Here is a 16,286-nt window from a genome sequence, read left to right as displayed (position 1 = left end):
CGGTGTGATTGCAGGCAAAAACAAGGAAAACACCATGCCGCATCCAACTACTGTTGTCTGCCAGGGTCTGGCGTTAGCGCTGGCGCTGGGTGCAAGTCTGCCCGCGTGGGCGCTGGACCCTCCGACCCAATTGCAAGTACCTACACTGGCGTTCGATGACCAGGCCATCATCCTGGTCTGGCAGAAGCCGGCCGATCATCGCCTAATCAAGGATTACCGGATCTACGCCAATGGCACGTTGCTGGGCAGCGCCACTGCCAACAACGATCAAGTGTCACCGGCAAAACCCTATATAGACTGGTTCTATGAGCAGGACACCGCCAATTTCCATTACCGCATCGGTATCCACAGTTACACCGCTCAAGGGCTGAAGCCCGATACCCAGTACCGCTTCACCGTGCGCTCGGTAGGGGCCGATGGTCGCGAGTCCGCCGACAGCATCGCGCTGGTGCAGCGCACCACCCGTCCGGCGCCAGTGTTCGACGTCAAACAGTACGGCGCCCTGGGCGATGGCAGTCACCTTGATACCCAGGCCATTCAAAGCACCATCGATGCGTGCGTGCCCGGCTGCAAAGTGCTGCTGCCCAAGGGCACCTATAAAAGCGGGGCGCTCTACCTCAAAAGCAACATGACCCTGGAAATTGCCGAGGGCGCGACGCTGCTGGGTTCCGAGCGTGCCGAAGACTATCCGCTGGCGGGCTACATTCAATACCCGTATTCCAGCACCGTGCGTCCGGCCTCGCTGATCAATGCCTTGCCGCGCGATCCGCGTAAACACCAGACGTTCGAGAACATCCGCATCGTCGGCAAGGGCGTGATCGACGGCAACGGCTGGAAGCGCCGGGCGGATACGGTGGACGAGCGCGGGCAAGCGCTGCCGTCGTACCTGCCCAGCGATAACACGCGCTATATGCAGGACGGCGTTCTGGCCAAGGCCCAGGTGGAGCAGGCGGTGGCTCGCGGCATGAACGTCAAGGATGCGTACGGGCAAATGCGTTCATCGCTGATTACCCTGCGTGATGTGAAAAACGTGTTCTACGGCGGCTTCACCGTGCTGAACCCGGCATTCCACGGGATCATGAACCTGGAGACCGAAAACGTCGTACTGGCCAACACCACGCACATGACTTACGACGCGAATAACGGTGACGGCATCGAGTTCGCCAACAGCAAGGGCGCGATGGTTTTCAATAATTTCTTTGACACCGGTGACGATTGCGTCAATTTCGCTGCAGGCACTGGCGCGGATGCGGTGCATCAGAAACCCCAGGAAGATGCCTGGATCTTCAACAATTACTTTCGCAAGGGCCACGGCATGGTGGTCGCTGGCAGCCATACCGGGGCCTGGATCCAGAACATCCTCGCTGAAGACAATGTCTCCGATGGCACGGATGCGGGACTGCGCATGAAGAGCACTCACTTCATGGACGGTGGCGCGCGCAATGTCACCTTCCGTGATTCGGCGCTCCGCAACACCGTCAAGCAAGCGTTCATTTTCACCCTCGACTACAACGATCCGAACGCCAAGCTCGACTACAAACGGTCCACGGTCGCCGGGCAGTTCAAGGACATTCATGTGAGCGATGTCAGCGTCGAAAATGCCCAGGGCGCGGCGATTGAAGTCAAGGGTGACAGCCGCCGGAACGCCTACCACCAAGGGCTGGTTTTCGAGCGCGTGCGCTTCAGTGGCCCGGCCAAGGCGCGGCTGGCTGGCCTCAAGGACTCACGCTTTGACAACGTGGTGTTCAGCGAGACCGACGGCGCCAATCCCTGGCAGGTGTCGGGCAGCCACGGTCTGACATTTGAGGATGTGCGGCCAGCGCCGTTGTAATGGAGTGGTCAACGGCCCGCTGATTACCCGGGCCGCTACCAGATGAGAGTTACTCGGCAGTCGAAGGCTTTTCCCACAGGTTGATGCCACCCTCTTGGGCGAACTGATCAATCTCGGCCAACTCCTCGGCGCTGAAGCCGAGGTTATCCAGTGCCGCGACGTTCTCGATAATCTGCTCCGGCCGGCTGGCACCGATCAGCGCGGAAGTCACGCGTGGATCACGCAGCGTCCAGGCCAGCGCCATTTGCGCAAGACTCTGGCCACGGCGCCGGGCGATTTCATTCAGGGCGCGCACGTGGGCGAGGTTTTCCCGGGACAAGTGCGCTGCTTGCAACGAACCGCCACCCGGACGATTGACCCGCGCATCCACCGGAATATCCTTGAGGTATTTGTCGGTCAACAAGCCCTGGGCCAGCGGGGTGAAGGCTATCACCCCCGCGCCGAGTTCATCGGTGGTGTCCAGCAGGTCTTTTTCCACCCAGCGGTTGAGCAGGTTGTAGGCTGGCTGATGGATCAGCAGCGGGACTTTCCATTCCTGCAGCAGGGCGGCGATTTCACGGGTTTTTACTCCGGAATAGGACGAGATACCGATGTACAGCGCTTTGCCTTGTTGCACGGCGGTGGCCAGTGCGCTGGCGGTTTCTTCCAGTGGCGTATCAGGGTCGAAGCGGTGCGAATAGAAGATGTCGACATAGTCCAGGCCCAGGCGTTGCAGGCTCTGGTCGAGACTGGCCAACACATATTTGCGCGACCCGCCACCCTGGCCGTAAGGCCCGGGCCACATATCCCAGCCGGCTTTGCTGGAGATGATCAGCTCATCGCGATAGGCCTTGAAATCTTCGCGCAGCAGACGCCCGAAATTCACCTCGGCGCTGCCGTAGGGCGGACCATAGTTGTTGGCCAGGTCGAAGTGGTTGATGCCTCGGTCGAATGCCGTGCGCAGCAGGGCGCGCTGGGTGTCGATCGGCGTGCTGTCACCGAAGTTGTGCCACAGGCCTAAAGATAGCGCTGGCAGTACCAGCCCACTGCGGCCCACGCGTCGGTAAGGGATCGAGTCGTAACGGTTTTCGGCGGCGGTGTAGGTCATGACATCCTCATTAATGTGGGTATGCATGGAGCGAGTTCGTGGTGGTCAAGGTTAGCATTCGTGTGGGCGGAGCTGGTTGAAGTCGTGGCTGACATCCTCAAAGACCCACTGCAGGTACAATATATAGATGTCGATCAACATCAAAATAATTGACGATTAAGATGACGACCATCATCATGATTCTGTAACCCCCGCGATCAGCACGTCGGCAATGATCAACGACAGTAGTGTCGTTAACTGGCACTGCGCCTTGCCTCAGCGAAACCACCATTGAGTGAGCAGAACCATGAAGGCATTTTTCATCGAACGCTATAAGGATACTGGCCGCATTGGTCAATTACCGCCTCCCGAAGTCGGCGGCGACGAGGTATTGATCCAGGTACACGCCGCGAGTATCAACGTGCTGGACTCCAAGATCAGAAGCGGCGAGTTCAAGCTGGTCCTGCCCTATGCTTTCCCTCTGGTATTGGGCAATGACCTGGCAGGCGTGGTCGTGCGGGCGGGCGCCAACGTTCGGCATTTCAAGCCCGGCGACGAAGTGTACGCGCGTGCGCAGGAAGCCCGCATCGGCACTTTCGCCGAGCTGGCGTGCGTGAAGGAAGAAGCGCTTGCGCTGAAACCCGAGAATCTGGACATGGTGCAGGCTGCCTCATTGCCCTTGGTCAGTCTGACCGCGTGGCAGGTATTGGTGCAGACCGCCAAGCTGAAAAAAGGCCAGAAAGTGTTGATTCATGCAGGATCCGGAGGCGTGGGAACGGTCGCTATCCAGCTCGCCAAGCACCTGGGCGCTTTTGTGGCCACCACCACCAGTACCCGGAACATCGAGTGGGTCAAGGCGTTGGGAGCCGACCTGGTAATCGACTACACGCAGCAGAACTTCGAAAATGTGCTGCAGGATTACGATGTCGTCTTGAACAGCCTTGGATCAGGCGTACTCGCCAACTCCCTCAAAGTCCTCAAGCCGGGTGGTCAGCTGATTTCCATTTCTGGCCCTCCAACACCACTGTTCGCGCAAGAGCAGCGGCTGTCCTGGGGGTTAACGCAAGTCATGCGCCTGCTGAGCTACGGCATTCGCAGCAAGGCGCGCAAACGCGCAATCGACTACAGTTTTGTTTTTATGCGGGCCAATGGCAGCCAGTTGCGTGAGATCACCGGCCTCGTCGAGTCCGGCGTGATTAAACCTGTGGTTGATCGCACCTTTACGCTGGAATCTACGGCAGAGGCACTGGCCTATGTCGACAAGGGCAGGGCAAAAGGTAAAGTAGTGATCAGCGTGATCCAGTGACGGGCCACGGGCAATGTCACGAATAACCTGAGGAGTAACCCAATGACACTTCCCAAAGCCTTGGCATTTGACGTCTTCGGCACGGTGGTTGACTGGCATTCGAGCATCGCCCGTGAAACCCGTGCATTCCTCTCCAGCTGCTTGCCATCGGTCGACCCCGCGACGTTTGCATTGCAATGGCGCGAGTTGTACCCACAAGCCATGAACGACTGCATCAGCGGCCAGCGTGGTTTCGTGGTGCTCGATACGCTGCACCACGAGACGTTGCAGAAAGTCTTGAAGGCCCACGGCGTGGATGTCGGGCAGATTGATCCTGCCCAATTGTGGCACGTTGCTCATGCCTGGCGCCGCCTGGACCCTTGGCCCGATGTTGCTGAAGGGCTGGCCCAACTGCGCCGCAGCTTTCCCGTGGTGACCTTGTCGAATGCCAATGTGCAGTTGATGATCGCGATGAACCGTTATAACGGCTTGCAGTGGGATGCGCTATTGGGCGCGGAGTTCGCGCAAACCTATAAGCCGGACCCGGTCGCCTATCTCACCACGGTCAAAGCGCTGGGGTTGGCGCCAGAGCAACTGTGCCTGGTCGCCTGTCATCACCGTGATCTTGCGGCAGCCAGGGCGTGTGGCTTGATGACCGCGTATGTTGATCGTCCGATGGAGTACGGCGGAGCTCCGGCGCCTGACGCTGGAGAGGCCCAGCAATGGGACTGGCAGGCCGAGAATTTCATTGAACTCGGACACGCGTTTCAGGCAGCACCGGGTATGTAAACTGATTACACCGCCTTTCCCGCATCACGCTGATCAACCCCCGCGTCTTACCCCCGCTGACATGCGCCTTCCCAGCGCATGCAGCTTTTTCCTTCCCCGCAACGATAAAAACCCTCGTTTCGCAAATCCCCGCCTGCCAACACAATCGCCTCGACACCACCCTTCGATAGCCGCAACCGCAGAACAACAAAAACACCACAACCCGAGTCGGCGCCACGCCGGCCTGAATTAAGCCCACTGCCGGAAGTGCACAGACATGCCCGTTGAAACAGTACAGATAGACACGCTCGTTGTAGGTGCCGGCCAGGCCGGCGTGGCCATGAGTGAGCACTTGAGCAGGCAAGGGGTGCCGCACCTCGTGCTGGAGCGCAATCGGATTGCCGAAGCCTGGCGCACGGCGCGTTGGGATTCCCTGGTGGCCAACGGCCCGGCCTGGCATGACCGTTTCCCTGGGTTGGAATTCGAGGGGCTGGCGCCCGATGCCTTCGCCGCGAAGGACCAGGTGGCGGATTATTTCGAAGCTTATGCCAGCAAGTTCAACGCGCCGATCCGCACAGGTGTAGAGGTCAAGAGCGTACAGCGTAATAGCGCTCGACCGGGCTTCACCGTGGAAACCTCCGAGGGCCGGATCGAAGCCTTGCATGTGGTGGTTGCCACCGGGCCATTCCAACGGCCAGTGATTCCGCCGATTGCGACCCAAATGGCGGGTGTTACGCAAATCCACTCCGCTGAATATCGCAACCCGCAACAGCTTTCCGAGGGCGCGGTACTGGTCGTGGGCGCCGGTTCGTCCGGGGTGCAGATCGCCGATGAATTGCAGCGTGCCGGCAAGCAGGTCTATCTCTCGGTGGGCGCCCATGACCGTCCGCCCCGGGCCTATCGCAAGCGTGATTTCTGCTGGTGGCTGGGGGTGCTTGGCGAGTGGGATGCCGAGGCGGTCCAGCCCGGCAAGGAGCACGTGACCATTGCCGTAAGCGGAGCGCGTGGTGGGCATACAGTGGATTTTCGGCGTCTGGCCCATGACGGCATCACGCTGGTGGGGCTGACCCAATCGTTCGACGCCGGCGTGGTGAGATTCGAGTCCAACCTGGCTGAAAACATTGCCCGTGGCGACGAGAACTATCTGGCGCTGCTGGACGCCGCCGATGCCTATATCGCGCGCAACGGCCTGGACTTGCCGCTCGAACCGCAAGCTCGCGAGTTGCTGCCTGACCCGCACTGCCTGACTCAACCGATCCTTGAACTGGATCTGGTCGCGGCCGGCGTGAGCACTGTCATCTGGGCCACCGGTTATTCAGTGGATTACAGCTGGCTGCAGGTCGACGCACTAGACGCTAACGGCAAGCCCCGGCATCAGCGCGGTGTATCCAGCGAGCCGGGCGTGTATTTCGTTGGCCTGCCGTGGCTGTCGCGGCGGGGCTCAGCGTTTATCTGGGGCGTCTGGCATGACGCTCGACACATCGCCGATCACATCGCCAAACAGCGTACCTATCTCGCTTATCGGGATGCCGGCGAGCGCCAATGCGAGCGCGACTCGCAACCTTCGAAGAACAACAGCCTGATGGGAGTCCGTTGATGCCTACTCACACACGCATCCGCATGTTCAACACCAAAGAAACCTACCCGAACCAGGCGCTGGACAACGACCTGTGCCAGGCCGTGCGCGCCGGCAACACTGTCTACGTGCGTGGCCAGGTCGGCACGGATTTCAGCGGCCAGCTGGTGGGACTGGGCGATCCGCGTGCCCAGGCCGAGCAGGCAATGCGCAACGTCAAGCAGTTGCTCGAGGAGGCCGGCAGCGACCTGAGTCATATCGTCAAGACCACCACTTACCTGGTCGACCCGCGCTACCGCGAGCCGGTCTACCAAGAGGTCGGTAAATGGCTCAAGGGGGTGTTCCCGATTTCCACCGGTCTGGTGGTCAGCGCGCTTGGCCAGCCGCAGTGGCTGATGGAAATCGATGTGATCGCGGTAATCCCCGAATAAGGAGTTGAGCATGACGTTTTCCATTGTCGGACGCTGCACCGAAACCGGTCAGCTAGGCATCGCAATCAGCTCCTCGAGCATCGCCGTCGGCGCCCGTTGCCCTTGGCTGCGCGCCGGTGTGGGGGCGGTAGCCAGCCAGAACATCACGCTGCCGGCCCTGGGCCCACAGATCCTGGATGAACTGGCCGCGGGACTGGTCGCGCCAAAAGCTATGGATCGCGCTCTGGCGCGCAACGGGTATAGCCAGTACCGCCAGGTAGCGGTGGTCGACGCCCACGGCAACACGGCGCTGTTCAGCGGCAGTCATGCTCTGGGCAACCACCACGCCTTGGCCGGAGAGCAGTGCGTGGCCGCCGGCAACCTGTTGGCCGATGTGGGGGTGATCGCGGCCATGGTCGCGGCATTCGAGTGCAGCGAAGGATGTCTAGCCGCGCGCCTGATGAAGGCGTTGCAGGCGGGGCAGGCGGCGGGCGGTGAAGCCGGGACGGTGCATTCGGCGGCCCTTTCGGTGGTCGGTGACCTGACATGGCCGATTGTCGATTTGCGGGTCGACTGGGCAGAGAAAAACCCGATTGGTGAACTGGAAAAACTCTGGCTCGCCTACCAGCCGCAGTTGCAGGATTACTTGACCCGCGCCCTGGATCCGACCCTGGCCCCCCGCTATGGAGTGCCGGGCGATGAATGAGCTGCGCAGCCGCGCACTGTTGGCCAGACTGGTGGGTTTTGCCACGGTCAGCCGCGAATCGAACCTGGCATTGATCGAATTCGTACGCGGTTATCTGCAAGACCTTGGGGTGGATTGCGAGTTGATCTACAACCCTGAACGGACCAAGGCCAACCTGCTGGCGAGCATCGGTCCGCCAGTGGCCGGCGGTGTGGTGTTGTCGGGGCATACCGACGTGGTGCCGGTGGAGGGACAGGCCTGGACGGTTGAGCCGTTTTGCCTCAGCGAAGCTCATGGCAAGTTGTTTGGTCGTGGCACGGCGGACATGAAGGGCTACCTGGCGTCGGTGCTGGCAGCGGTGCCGTTGTTCCTGGCCAGCCCGTTGCGCCGTCCGGTGCACCTGGCGTTTTCCTATGACGAGGAGGTCGGTTGCCTGGGCGTGCGCAGTCTGCTCGCGCTGTTGCCCCAGCGCATTCCCCAGCCGGCGCTGTGCCTGATCGGTGAACCGACCGGTCTCCAGCCGGTGTTGGGTCATAAGGGCAAATTGGCGATGCGCTGTCATGTCAAGGGAGTGGCCTGCCATTCGGCTTACGCACCTTACGGGGTGAACGCCATCGAGCAGGCCGCACGCCTGATCGGTCGCCTGGGCGAGATTGGCGCAGACCTCGCCGCGCCGTCGCTGCATGACGCGCGCTTCGACCCGGCGTATTCCACGGTCCAGGTCGGCGTGATTCAAGGCGGAACGGCGCTGAATATCGTGCCCGCCGATTGCCGTTTCGATTTCGAAGTGCGCGCCTTGCCGGACTTCACGGCACATAGCGTCGTCGCGCAATTACAGGACTATGCCGAGCAGGCGCTGTTGCCAGGCATGCGCACAGTACACGCCGACACGGCGATTCATTTTGAACAGCTCAGCGCCTACCCGGGCCTGGCCACCGCACCGGACAGCAATGCCGCGCGGCTGATTGCCCGGCTGTGTGGCAGTGATGCATTCGGCACGGTGGCGTTTGGCACCGAAGGTGGCCTGTTTCATCAGGCGGGCGTGCCGACGGTGGTCTGCGGTCCCGGCAGCATGGACCAGGGGCACAAACCCGACGAGTACGTGAGTGTTGAACAAATGGCGGCCTGCGACCGCTTGATGGATCGCCTGGCGATTCACCTCAGTGAACCCAACGACGTCTGACCCAAGGAATTTGCAGTGAACGATTTCAACCAGTGGAAAATCCGCGCCGCACAACTGCGCCTGCGCGACAGCGCACTGATCGATGGCGAGCCTCGGCAGGCGGCTGATGGCGCGCGTCTGGAGGTGGTCAACCCGGCCACCGGCAAGTGCCTGGCGAACGTGGTGGCCTGCGCTGAACCGGAAGTCGACCTCGCCGTGAGCAGCGCGCGCAAGGCTTTCGAACACGGCCCTTGGGCGCGCATGGCGCCCACCGAACGCAAGGCCGTGCTGTTACGCCTGTCGCAATTGATGCTGGCGCACCGCGAGGAATTGGCGCTGCTGGATTCCTTGAGCATGGGCAAGCCGGTGATGGACGCCTGGAACATCGATGTACCCGGCGCCGCCCATGTGTTCGCCTGGTATGGCGAAAGCCTGGACAAACTCTACGATCAGGTCGCGCCTTCGGCGGCAAATGTCCTGGCGACCATTACCCGGGTTCCGCTGGGAGTGATCGCGGCGGTGGTGCCATGGAACTTTCCGCTGGACATGGCCGCCTGGAAGCTCGCGCCAGCGCTGGCCGCGGGCAACAGCGTGGTGCTCAAGCCTGCCGAACAGTCACCGTTCTCGGCCCTGCGCCTGGCCGAACTGGCGCTGGAAGCGGGCTTGCCAGCGGGCGTACTGAATGTCGTGCCAGGGCTGGGTGAGCAGGCGGGGCGGGCGTTGGGCTTGCACCCGGATGTCGACTCACTGGTGTTCACCGGCTCCACCGAGGTTGGCAAATACTTCATGCAGTACTCCGCGCAATCGAACCTCAAGCAGGTTTGGCTGGAGTGCGGCGGCAAGAGTCCGAACCTGGTGTTTGCCGACTGTCAGGACCTGGATCTGGCTGCGGAAAAAGCCGCGTTCGGAATTTTCTTCAACCAGGGCGAAGTGTGCTCGGCCAATTCGCGACTGCTGGTGCAACGATCTATTCATGATGAGTTCGTCGAACGCCTGATCACTCAGGCGCGCCTGTGGCAGCCCGGTAATCCACTGGACCCGTCGAGCCGCGCCGGGGCGATTGTCGATGCCCGCCAGACTGCGCGGATCATGCATTACATCCAGCAGGCCAGCGCCGAAGGCGCGAGCCTGGTCTGTGGTGGCCGGCAGTTGAATGTCGATGGATCGAGCAACTTCATCGAACCGACGATTTTCACCCACGTGCATCCCGCGATGCAGTTGGCTCGCGAAGAGGTGTTCGGACCGGTCCTCGCGATCAGTGTGTTCGATGACGAAGAACAGGCGATTGCCATGGCTAACGAGCATATCTACGGCCTGGCGGCATCGCTGTGGACCGATGACCTGAACCGCGCCCACCGCGTTGCGCGACGACTGAACGCCGGCACGGTGTCGGTGAACACCGTGGATGCGCTGGACGTCACGGTGCCCTTTGGCGGCGGCAAGCAGTCGGGCTTCGGTCGCGATCTGTCACTGCATGCGTTCGACAAGTACACCCAACTCAAAACCACCTGGATCCAGTTGCGTAGCTGACGACGACTTCACAGGTTTCACCGGCAATCGATTTGTTCTCCCTTAAAACAAGAAAACGGAGCAACCGATGGACAGTTCCTCAAGCGTGCCGCTACAAAACGTTACTCCCACCTCAGTGGGCTCGCGCCGACGCCTCGGCTTGAGCGCCCTATTGGCGGTAGCCGTCGGCCTGGTGGTTTCCCAAGGCGTCATGGTGTTGATGCTGCAGGGTGTCGGGATCGCCGGCATGGGCTTTGTCATACCCCTGACCCTGGCGTGGCTGTTGGCGCTGAGTTACGCCTGTTCGTTCTCCGAACTGGCATTGATGATTCCTCGTGCCGGTAGCCTGAGCAGTTATACCGAAGTCGCGATCGGTCAGTTTCCGGCGATTCTGGCGACGTTCTCCGGTTACGTGGTAGTGGCGATGTTTGCCCTGTCGGCGGAATTGCTGCTGATGGAGTTCATCATCGACAAGGTCTATCCGCACGCGATGCCGCCGCTGAGCGTGGCGCTGGGCGTGCTGTGCCTGTTCACCGTACTCAACCTGTTCAATATCGACATTTTTTCGCGCCTGCAGACCGTGCTGGCGCTGGTTATGACGGTGATGTTGTTGGTGATGGGCCTCGGAGCGGTGACAAGCGAGGGCGCCGGCAGTATCTCGACGCTGGTGGCCACGTCCGGCTGGAATCCCCTGGGACTGGGGGTGATTGCATTGACCGCGATGGCTGTGTGGGGCTTTGTCGGCGCCGAGTTCGTTTGTCCGCTGGTGGAGGAAACCCGTCGCCCGGAGCGCAACATCCCGGCTTCGATGATGATCGGCCTGACGGTGATCTTCGTGATCATTTGCCTGTACTGCCTGGGCGCTCTATTGACCGTTCCGCAAGCGGAGCTGGCCAGCAACGGCCTGCCACATTATCTGTTCGCCACCACGGTATTTGGCGAGGCGGGACAGGTGTTTCTAGTGTCTGCCGCGATCACCGCGACCTGCAGCACGCTTAACAGCTCCCTCGCGGCGATTCCGCGCATGTTGCTGGGCATGGCCCGCAGCGGCCAGGCTTTCGGGGTGTTCAAGCTTCGAGGCAAGCGCAGCGGTGCACCGTGGGTTGCGGTGCTGTTCGTGGCAGCGGTTACCGGCCTGCCGCTGTTACTGATGCATGACAACCCGGACGCCATCAACCTGCTGTTGCTGGCTGCCGCCCTGGCCTGGCTGCTGGCCTACATCATCACCCACATCAATGTGATCGCCCTGCGCCGGCGTTATCCCAACGCGCATCGGCCGTTTCGTACGCCGTTCTACCCGTTGCCGCAGTTGTTCGGCATAGCCGGCATGCTCTTTGCCATCTGGCATGTATCCCCCAGCCCCGAAATGACTGTTCCGATCTTTGCCAGCGCCGGTGTGGTGCTGGGCATTGTCTCGCTGATTGCGGTGGTGTGGGTCAAGTGCGTCATGCGCAAACCGCTGTTCAAGCCCGAGCCGCTGGCGGCCGTACCGGGCACTTCTTCCGAAAAGATCAATAAGCAAGGAGACCTGCAATGAACGCATCACTCAAGGCAACTCGCAGCACCCGTGAGTATCAGGCGCTGGACGCGGCGCACCATATCCATGCGTTTCTCGACCAGAAGGCCCTCAACGCGGAAGGGCCTCGGGTAATCGTGCGCGGCGAGGGTTTGGCGTTGTGGGACAACGATGGCAAGCGTTACCTGGATGGGATGTCCGGCCTGTGGTGTACCAACCTGGGTTATGGCCGCCAGGACCTGGCCGCCGCGGCCAGCCGCCAGCTGGAACAGTTGCCGTACTACAACATGTTCTTCCACACCACCCATCCGGCGGTGGTGGAACTGTCGGAGTTGCTGTTCAGCCTGCTGCCGAATCACTACAGCCACGCCATCTACACCAACTCCGGCTCCGAGGCCAACGAGGTGCTGATTCGCACTGTGCGCCGCTACTGGCAGATCCTCGGTAAACCGCAGAAGAAAATAATGATCGGTCGCTGGAATGGCTACCACGGCTCGACCCTGGGCGCCTCGGCCCTCGGGGGCATGAAGTTCATGCATGAAATGGGCGGTGTGATTCCAGATGTGGCGCATATCGATGAACCGTACTGGTTCGCCCATGAAGGTGCCCTGACACCCGCCGAGTTCGGGCTGCGCGCCGCTCGGCAACTGGAGGAAAAAATTCTTCAGCTGGGCGCCGACAACGTCGCAGCGTTCGTCGCCGAACCGTTCCAGGGCGCTGGTGGCATGATCTTCCCGCCAGACAGCTACTGGCCTGAAATCCAGCGTATCTGCCGTCAGTATGACGTGCTGTTGTGCGCCGACGAAGTGATTGGCGGCTTCGGTCGTACCGGGGAGTGGTTCGCCCACGAATACTTCGGTTTTGAGCCCGATACTTTATCCATCGCCAAGGGCCTGACCAGCGGCTACATCCCCATGGGCGGGCTGATTCTGTCCAAACGCATGGCTGAGGTATTGGTGGAGCAGGGCGGAGTCTTCGCCCATGGCCTGACCTATTCCGGGCACCCGGTGGCTGCGGCGGTGGCGATTGCCAACCTCAAGGCGCTGCGCGACGAAGGCATTGTGGCGCAGGTCAAGGCCGACACCGGCCCGTACCTGCAGCGTTGCCTGCGCGAAGCCTTCGCCGACCATCCGCTGATCGGTGAAATCCAGGGCGTCGGGATGGTAGCAGCGTTGCAACTGGCCGAAGACAAAGATAGCCGCAAGCGCTTTGCCAATGAAAACGAGATGGCCTGGCAATGCCGCACCTTTGGTTTTGAGGAAGGCCTGATCATCCGCTCCACGTTGGGCCGGATGATCATGGCGCCGGCGTTGGTGGCCAGCCATGCCGACATCAATGAACTGGTCGATAAGACCCGTATTGCTGTAGATCGCACCGCCCGCGCTTACGGTCGCCTCTGAGTCCCGTCGCCGGCTCGTGCGGGCGAGTCGGCATTTCGAGGAACCGCTTCATGTCCAGATCCTTGCGTTGCACTGTTGCGTGTGCCCTGGTGCTGTTGAGTACCAACGCGTTGGCCGCGCCCCAAAACCTGACCGTGATTTCCTTCGGCGGCGCCACCAAGAAGGCCCAGGACAAGGCCTACTTTCAACCCTTTAACGCCAGCGGTGCGGGAAACATCGTGGCCGGCGAATACAACGGAGAACTTTCGAAGATCAAGGCCATGGTGTCGGCCGGGCACACCAGTTGGGACGTGGTCGAAGTCGAAAGCCCCGAGCTGTTGCGCGGGTGTGAGGAAGGGTTATTCGAGCGACTCAACCTGACCGCGCTGGGTAATGCGGCGAATTTTGTGCCGGGAACCCTCACCGAGTGCGGCGTGGCGACTTATGTCTGGTCGATGGTGCTGGCTTTTGACCAGCGCAAACTGGCCCAGGCGCCGAAGTCCTGGGCTGATTTCTGGAACGTTGCCAAGTACCCGGGCAAGCGCGGTCTGCGCAAGGGCGCCAAGTACACCTTGGAGATCGCCTTGCTGGCCGACGGTGTCAAGTCTGGTGAGTTATACAACGTGTTGAGCACACCGCAAGGCGTATCGCGGGCATTCGCCAAGCTGGACCAGATCAAGCAGGACATCCAGTGGTGGGAAGCGGGCGCGCAGCCGGCGCAGTGGCTGGTAGCGGGTGACGTGGTGATGAGTGCCGCCTATAACGGGCGCATCGCTTCAGCGCAGAAGGAAGGTGTGCCGCTGAGTATCGTCTGGTCGCAAAGCCTGTACGACCCGGAGTACTGGGCCGTGGTCAAGGGCACGCCTAACAAGGCCTTGGCTGAGCAGTTCATTGCCTTTGCCAGCCAGCCACAAGCGCAGAAAGTGTTCTCGGAAAACATCCCTTACGGCCCTGTGCATCGTGAAACCCTGGCCTTGTTGCCCGCGGCCGTACGTGATCAATTGCCCACCGCCGAGGCCAACCTGGCTGGAGCACGGGCGGTGGACGCCGAGTTCTGGGTTGACCATGGCGAGGAACTGGAGCAACGCTTTAACGCTTGGGCTGCTCGCTGACCAAACAGAACCTGTCGCAGATACCGGTGTGGTTCAAGACGGTATCTACGCGACAGGCTTCCAAGCGTTGTATTCAGACCAGCCATTGCTTGAATTGCTCTTTGCAGTAATCCACGAACAACTGCGCCGGTTTGGTCAGGTGCGTACGCTTGAGCCAGCCCGCCACCAGCGCCGAACCGGTCACGTCCTCGGCGATGTTGACGCACACCACTTGCTGCCCATCGTAGGTGCAGGTTGAATGCGGCTTCGTCACCAGCAGCGCAAAGCCGAACGCTTGCCCCACCATGCCACGCACCATCTCGATGGAGGGCGAGCTGAACACGATGTTCGGGGTCAGGCCCAGCTCCTCGAAGATACTCACGAAATACGTGCGACTGGGTTGCACGTCCAGCAGAATCATCGGCTCCAGCGCCAGATCGCGCAGCGACACTTCGGCCTGGCCGGCAAAACGATGCCCAGCCGGCAGCAATGCGTAAGGCCGCTGTGGCGCCATCAGCGCTTCGGTCTCGATGGTGCTGTCCAGATCGTGCTCATAGAAAATCGCCAGATCAAAACGTCCACCCGTCAGGCCTTGCACCAGTTCCTGTTGCTCGCCGTCCTGCAGGCGGATTTCCACTCCGGGGAAACGCTGGCGGAAACCTGCGATCAGCCGCGGCAGATAGAGCGGGGCGACCGTCTCGAAGCAACCGATATCGATCTGCCCGCTGACCACATCGTTATCGGCCAGGGCGTTCTGCTCGAACTCCCGGGCCATGCGCAGCAGTTCCTGGGCCTTGCGATAGAAGCGTGCGCCACCCGGCGTCAGCGAAACGCCCTGGGCATGATGGCGGATCAGTAACTGCACGCCGAAACTGTCTTCCAGTCCCTTGACGGCCGTGGCGATGGATGGTTGAGCGATATACAGCTTGCGGGATGCTTCAGCGACGCTGCCACATTCGACGGTGGTGACGAAATACTTCAACTGACGCAAGGAATAGGACGCCACTGCACACCTCGATCCGGATGGTTTTTTACCTACTTTACCTTGTGGCGTTGATAGCCGGGACGGGCGTCGCTACGGATTTTCCTGGGCAGTGGCGATATTAAAACTGGGTTTGAGCCGCCGAGATGCACTGCAAGCCTGCAATCCGTCTGCCGCTGCAGTTCAACCCGTTCGTCTTGAAGCTAATAAATAATGAACCCCGCCCGTGTATCCACAACCTAAAAGTACATAACTTGGAGGTGCACCATGCAAACCACTTATTTTTGGATCGGCTTGGCAGTTCTCCTGGTAGTGCTCGACCTGTGGGTCATCAATAGCCTATGGCGAAGCGACAACACACGGGGAAGCAAAGCGCGGTGGACCGCGGTCGTCGTGTTATTGCCGTATGTCGGCGCGGCAATATGGGCCGTTGCCGGCCCGCGCGGTGTCACCAAGGGCCCGTCCTCGCCTGAACACAGTAAGGGCTGAGCCGGGAATCCGATATGAAGAGGCCAGGCCATAGCGACCTGCATAGCCGTGACTATCCAGTGCGTGAAGACATGGCATTGCAACGCAAAGTCTGGCGCTTCGAGCGATTGGGCTGGTATGTGCTGGTTGTGCTGATCGGGCTGACGTTGGCCGGGTTGTTCTCAAAGGGGCCCCTGAGTACCACGCACGCGCGCAGCGCTGATGGACAACTGCGGGTGGAATACCAACGGTTCGCGCGCAATGGTTCTTCCAGTGCGCTGGTGATTTATATGCAAGGTACAGCGCGAGCGCCCCTCGAGATCGAGATCAGCGGCGAGCTGCTACGCGGTTTCGATATCGAAATGCTGCAGCCTCAACCACTCAAGGCGAGTACTGCCGGTGAGGGCATGAGGTTGTGGGTGCTGAGCGACAACCACGGACGGGCGGTACTGCACGTGTCTTTGCGCAGCGATGGCGTGGGCAGTTTTGATACTCGGGTCTCGCTGGAAAAGGGGCCTGTAGTGCCCCTCTCTCAATTCATTTATCCCTAGGGGCAAC

15 protein-coding genes are annotated in these 16,286 nt (G+C 60.8%); 13 read left to right on the top strand and 2 right to left on the bottom strand.

Features of this window, described 5'->3' with window-relative positions; all coding sequences use genetic code 11:
- Nucleotides 1-34 precede the first annotated feature (34 nt).
- A complete protein-coding gene (locus BLU75_RS10985; protein ID WP_084376841.1) occupies nt 35-1,831 on the top strand; it encodes a glycosyl hydrolase family 28 protein in 1,797 nt (598 codons plus the stop codon).
- A gap of 49 nt (nt 1,832-1,880) precedes the next feature.
- Here the strand turns inward: BLU75_RS10985 and mgrA are convergent, their stop codons facing one another.
- A complete protein-coding gene (gene mgrA, locus BLU75_RS10980; RefSeq protein ID WP_084376567.1) occupies nt 1,881-2,918 on the bottom strand; it encodes an L-glyceraldehyde 3-phosphate reductase in 1,038 nt (345 codons plus the stop codon).
- Between the two features lie 286 nt (nt 2,919-3,204).
- Here mgrA and BLU75_RS10975 point away from each other — a divergent pair, with 286 nt between their 5' ends.
- The 10 genes from BLU75_RS10975 (at nt 3,205) to BLU75_RS10930 (ending at nt 14,299) form a co-directional block, all read left to right on the top strand.
- The gene (locus BLU75_RS10975; protein WP_084376568.1) at nt 3,205-4,203 is read left to right on the top strand and encodes an NADP-dependent oxidoreductase; all 999 of its coding nucleotides are present in this window, start codon (nt 3,205-3,207) and stop codon (nt 4,201-4,203) included.
- A 42-nt stretch (nt 4,204-4,245) separates the two neighbouring features.
- Entirely contained in the window at nt 4,246-4,971 is a 726-nt protein-coding gene (locus BLU75_RS10970) for a haloacid dehalogenase type II (RefSeq protein WP_084376569.1), read from the top strand.
- Between the two features lie 256 nt (nt 4,972-5,227).
- Nucleotides 5,228-6,547 (top strand): flavin-containing monooxygenase, encoded by a 1,320-nt coding sequence (locus BLU75_RS10965; RefSeq protein ID WP_084376570.1) that lies wholly within the window; start codon nt 5,228-5,230, stop codon nt 6,545-6,547.
- Nucleotides 6,547-6,957 (top strand): RidA family protein, encoded by a 411-nt coding sequence (locus BLU75_RS10960; protein WP_084376571.1) that lies wholly within the window; start codon nt 6,547-6,549, stop codon nt 6,955-6,957. Before BLU75_RS10965 ends, BLU75_RS10960 begins: the two co-directional genes overlap by 1 nt.
- A 10-nt stretch (nt 6,958-6,967) precedes the next feature.
- On the top strand, nt 6,968-7,642 hold the full coding sequence (locus BLU75_RS10955) for a DUF1028 domain-containing protein (protein ID WP_084376572.1): 675 nt from the start codon (nt 6,968-6,970) through the stop codon (nt 7,640-7,642).
- The gene (argE, locus tag BLU75_RS10950) at nt 7,635-8,804 is read left to right on the top strand and encodes an acetylornithine deacetylase (protein ID WP_084376573.1); all 1,170 of its coding nucleotides are present in this window, start codon (nt 7,635-7,637) and stop codon (nt 8,802-8,804) included. Before BLU75_RS10955 ends, argE begins: the two co-directional genes overlap by 8 nt.
- A 15-nt stretch (nt 8,805-8,819) precedes the next feature.
- Nucleotides 8,820-10,313: an aldehyde dehydrogenase gene (locus BLU75_RS10945; protein ID WP_084376574.1), complete on the top strand. Its 1,494-nt coding sequence runs from the start codon at nt 8,820-8,822 to the stop codon at nt 10,311-10,313.
- Nucleotides 10,314-10,380: 67 nt separating this feature from the next.
- The gene (locus BLU75_RS10940; protein WP_084376575.1) at nt 10,381-11,829 is read left to right on the top strand and encodes an APC family permease; all 1,449 of its coding nucleotides are present in this window, start codon (nt 10,381-10,383) and stop codon (nt 11,827-11,829) included.
- Entirely contained in the window at nt 11,826-13,208 is a 1,383-nt protein-coding gene (locus tag BLU75_RS10935) for an aspartate aminotransferase family protein (RefSeq protein WP_090221450.1), read from the top strand. The genes BLU75_RS10940 and BLU75_RS10935 overlap by 4 nt, the downstream gene beginning before the upstream one ends.
- A gap of 50 nt (nt 13,209-13,258) precedes the next feature.
- On the top strand, nt 13,259-14,299 hold the full coding sequence (locus tag BLU75_RS10930; RefSeq protein WP_084376577.1) for an ABC transporter substrate-binding protein: 1,041 nt from the start codon (nt 13,259-13,261) through the stop codon (nt 14,297-14,299).
- A 73-nt stretch (nt 14,300-14,372) separates the two neighbouring features.
- Here BLU75_RS10930 and BLU75_RS10925 read toward each other — a convergent pair whose 3' ends face one another.
- Nucleotides 14,373-15,284, bottom strand: coding sequence for a LysR family transcriptional regulator (locus BLU75_RS10925; RefSeq protein ID WP_084376578.1), 912 nt, complete (start codon nt 15,282-15,284; stop codon nt 14,373-14,375).
- Nucleotides 15,285-15,527: 243 nt separating this feature from the next.
- Between BLU75_RS10925 and BLU75_RS10920 the strand changes: the two genes are divergently transcribed.
- Both BLU75_RS10920 and BLU75_RS10915 read left to right on the top strand, forming a co-directional pair.
- Nucleotides 15,528-15,749 carry a PLDc N-terminal domain-containing protein gene (locus BLU75_RS10920; protein ID WP_084376579.1) on the top strand — a complete coding sequence of 74 codons (222 nt, stop codon included), beginning with the start codon at nt 15,528-15,530 and terminating at the stop codon, nt 15,747-15,749.
- Between the two features lie 14 nt (nt 15,750-15,763).
- Nucleotides 15,764-16,279: a hypothetical protein gene (locus BLU75_RS10915; RefSeq protein WP_084376580.1), complete on the top strand. Its 516-nt coding sequence runs from the start codon at nt 15,764-15,766 to the stop codon at nt 16,277-16,279.
- The last annotated feature ends 7 nt before the right edge of the window (nt 16,280-16,286 follow it).

The organism is Pseudomonas mucidolens, from assembly GCF_900106045.1.
GTDB lineage: Bacteria > Pseudomonadota > Gammaproteobacteria > Pseudomonadales > Pseudomonadaceae > Aquipseudomonas > Aquipseudomonas mucidolens.
Note: the sequence above shows the minus strand (reverse complement) of the source record. Positions and strands in the feature narration are given on the sequence as shown.

What these genes read in the sequence shown, in the direction of transcription:
- BLU75_RS10970 (WP_084376569.1), top strand. Translation starts at nt 4,246, where the DNA reads ATGACACTTCCCAAAGCCTTGGCATTTGACGTCTTCGGCACGGTGGTT.
- mgrA (WP_084376567.1), bottom strand. Translation starts at nt 2,918, where the DNA reads ATGACCTACACCGCCGCCGAAAACCGTTACGACTCGATCCCTTACCGA.
- BLU75_RS10915 (WP_084376580.1), top strand. Translation starts at nt 15,764, where the DNA reads ATGAAGAGGCCAGGCCATAGCGACCTGCATAGCCGTGACTATCCAGTG.
- BLU75_RS10935 (WP_090221450.1), top strand. Translation starts at nt 11,826, where the DNA reads ATGAACGCATCACTCAAGGCAACTCGCAGCACCCGTGAGTATCAGGCG.
- BLU75_RS10920 (WP_084376579.1), top strand. Translation starts at nt 15,528, where the DNA reads ATGCAAACCACTTATTTTTGGATCGGCTTGGCAGTTCTCCTGGTAGTG.
- BLU75_RS10955 (WP_084376572.1), top strand. Translation starts at nt 6,968, where the DNA reads ATGACGTTTTCCATTGTCGGACGCTGCACCGAAACCGGTCAGCTAGGC.
- BLU75_RS10960 (WP_084376571.1), top strand. Translation starts at nt 6,547, where the DNA reads ATGCCTACTCACACACGCATCCGCATGTTCAACACCAAAGAAACCTAC.
- BLU75_RS10965 (WP_084376570.1), top strand. Translation starts at nt 5,228, where the DNA reads ATGCCCGTTGAAACAGTACAGATAGACACGCTCGTTGTAGGTGCCGGC.
- BLU75_RS10940 (WP_084376575.1), top strand. Translation starts at nt 10,381, where the DNA reads ATGGACAGTTCCTCAAGCGTGCCGCTACAAAACGTTACTCCCACCTCA.
- BLU75_RS10975 (WP_084376568.1), top strand. Translation starts at nt 3,205, where the DNA reads ATGAAGGCATTTTTCATCGAACGCTATAAGGATACTGGCCGCATTGGT.
- BLU75_RS10985 (WP_084376841.1), top strand. Translation starts at nt 35, where the DNA reads ATGCCGCATCCAACTACTGTTGTCTGCCAGGGTCTGGCGTTAGCGCTG.
- argE (WP_084376573.1), top strand. Translation starts at nt 7,635, where the DNA reads ATGAATGAGCTGCGCAGCCGCGCACTGTTGGCCAGACTGGTGGGTTTT.
- BLU75_RS10930 (WP_084376577.1), top strand. Translation starts at nt 13,259, where the DNA reads ATGTCCAGATCCTTGCGTTGCACTGTTGCGTGTGCCCTGGTGCTGTTG.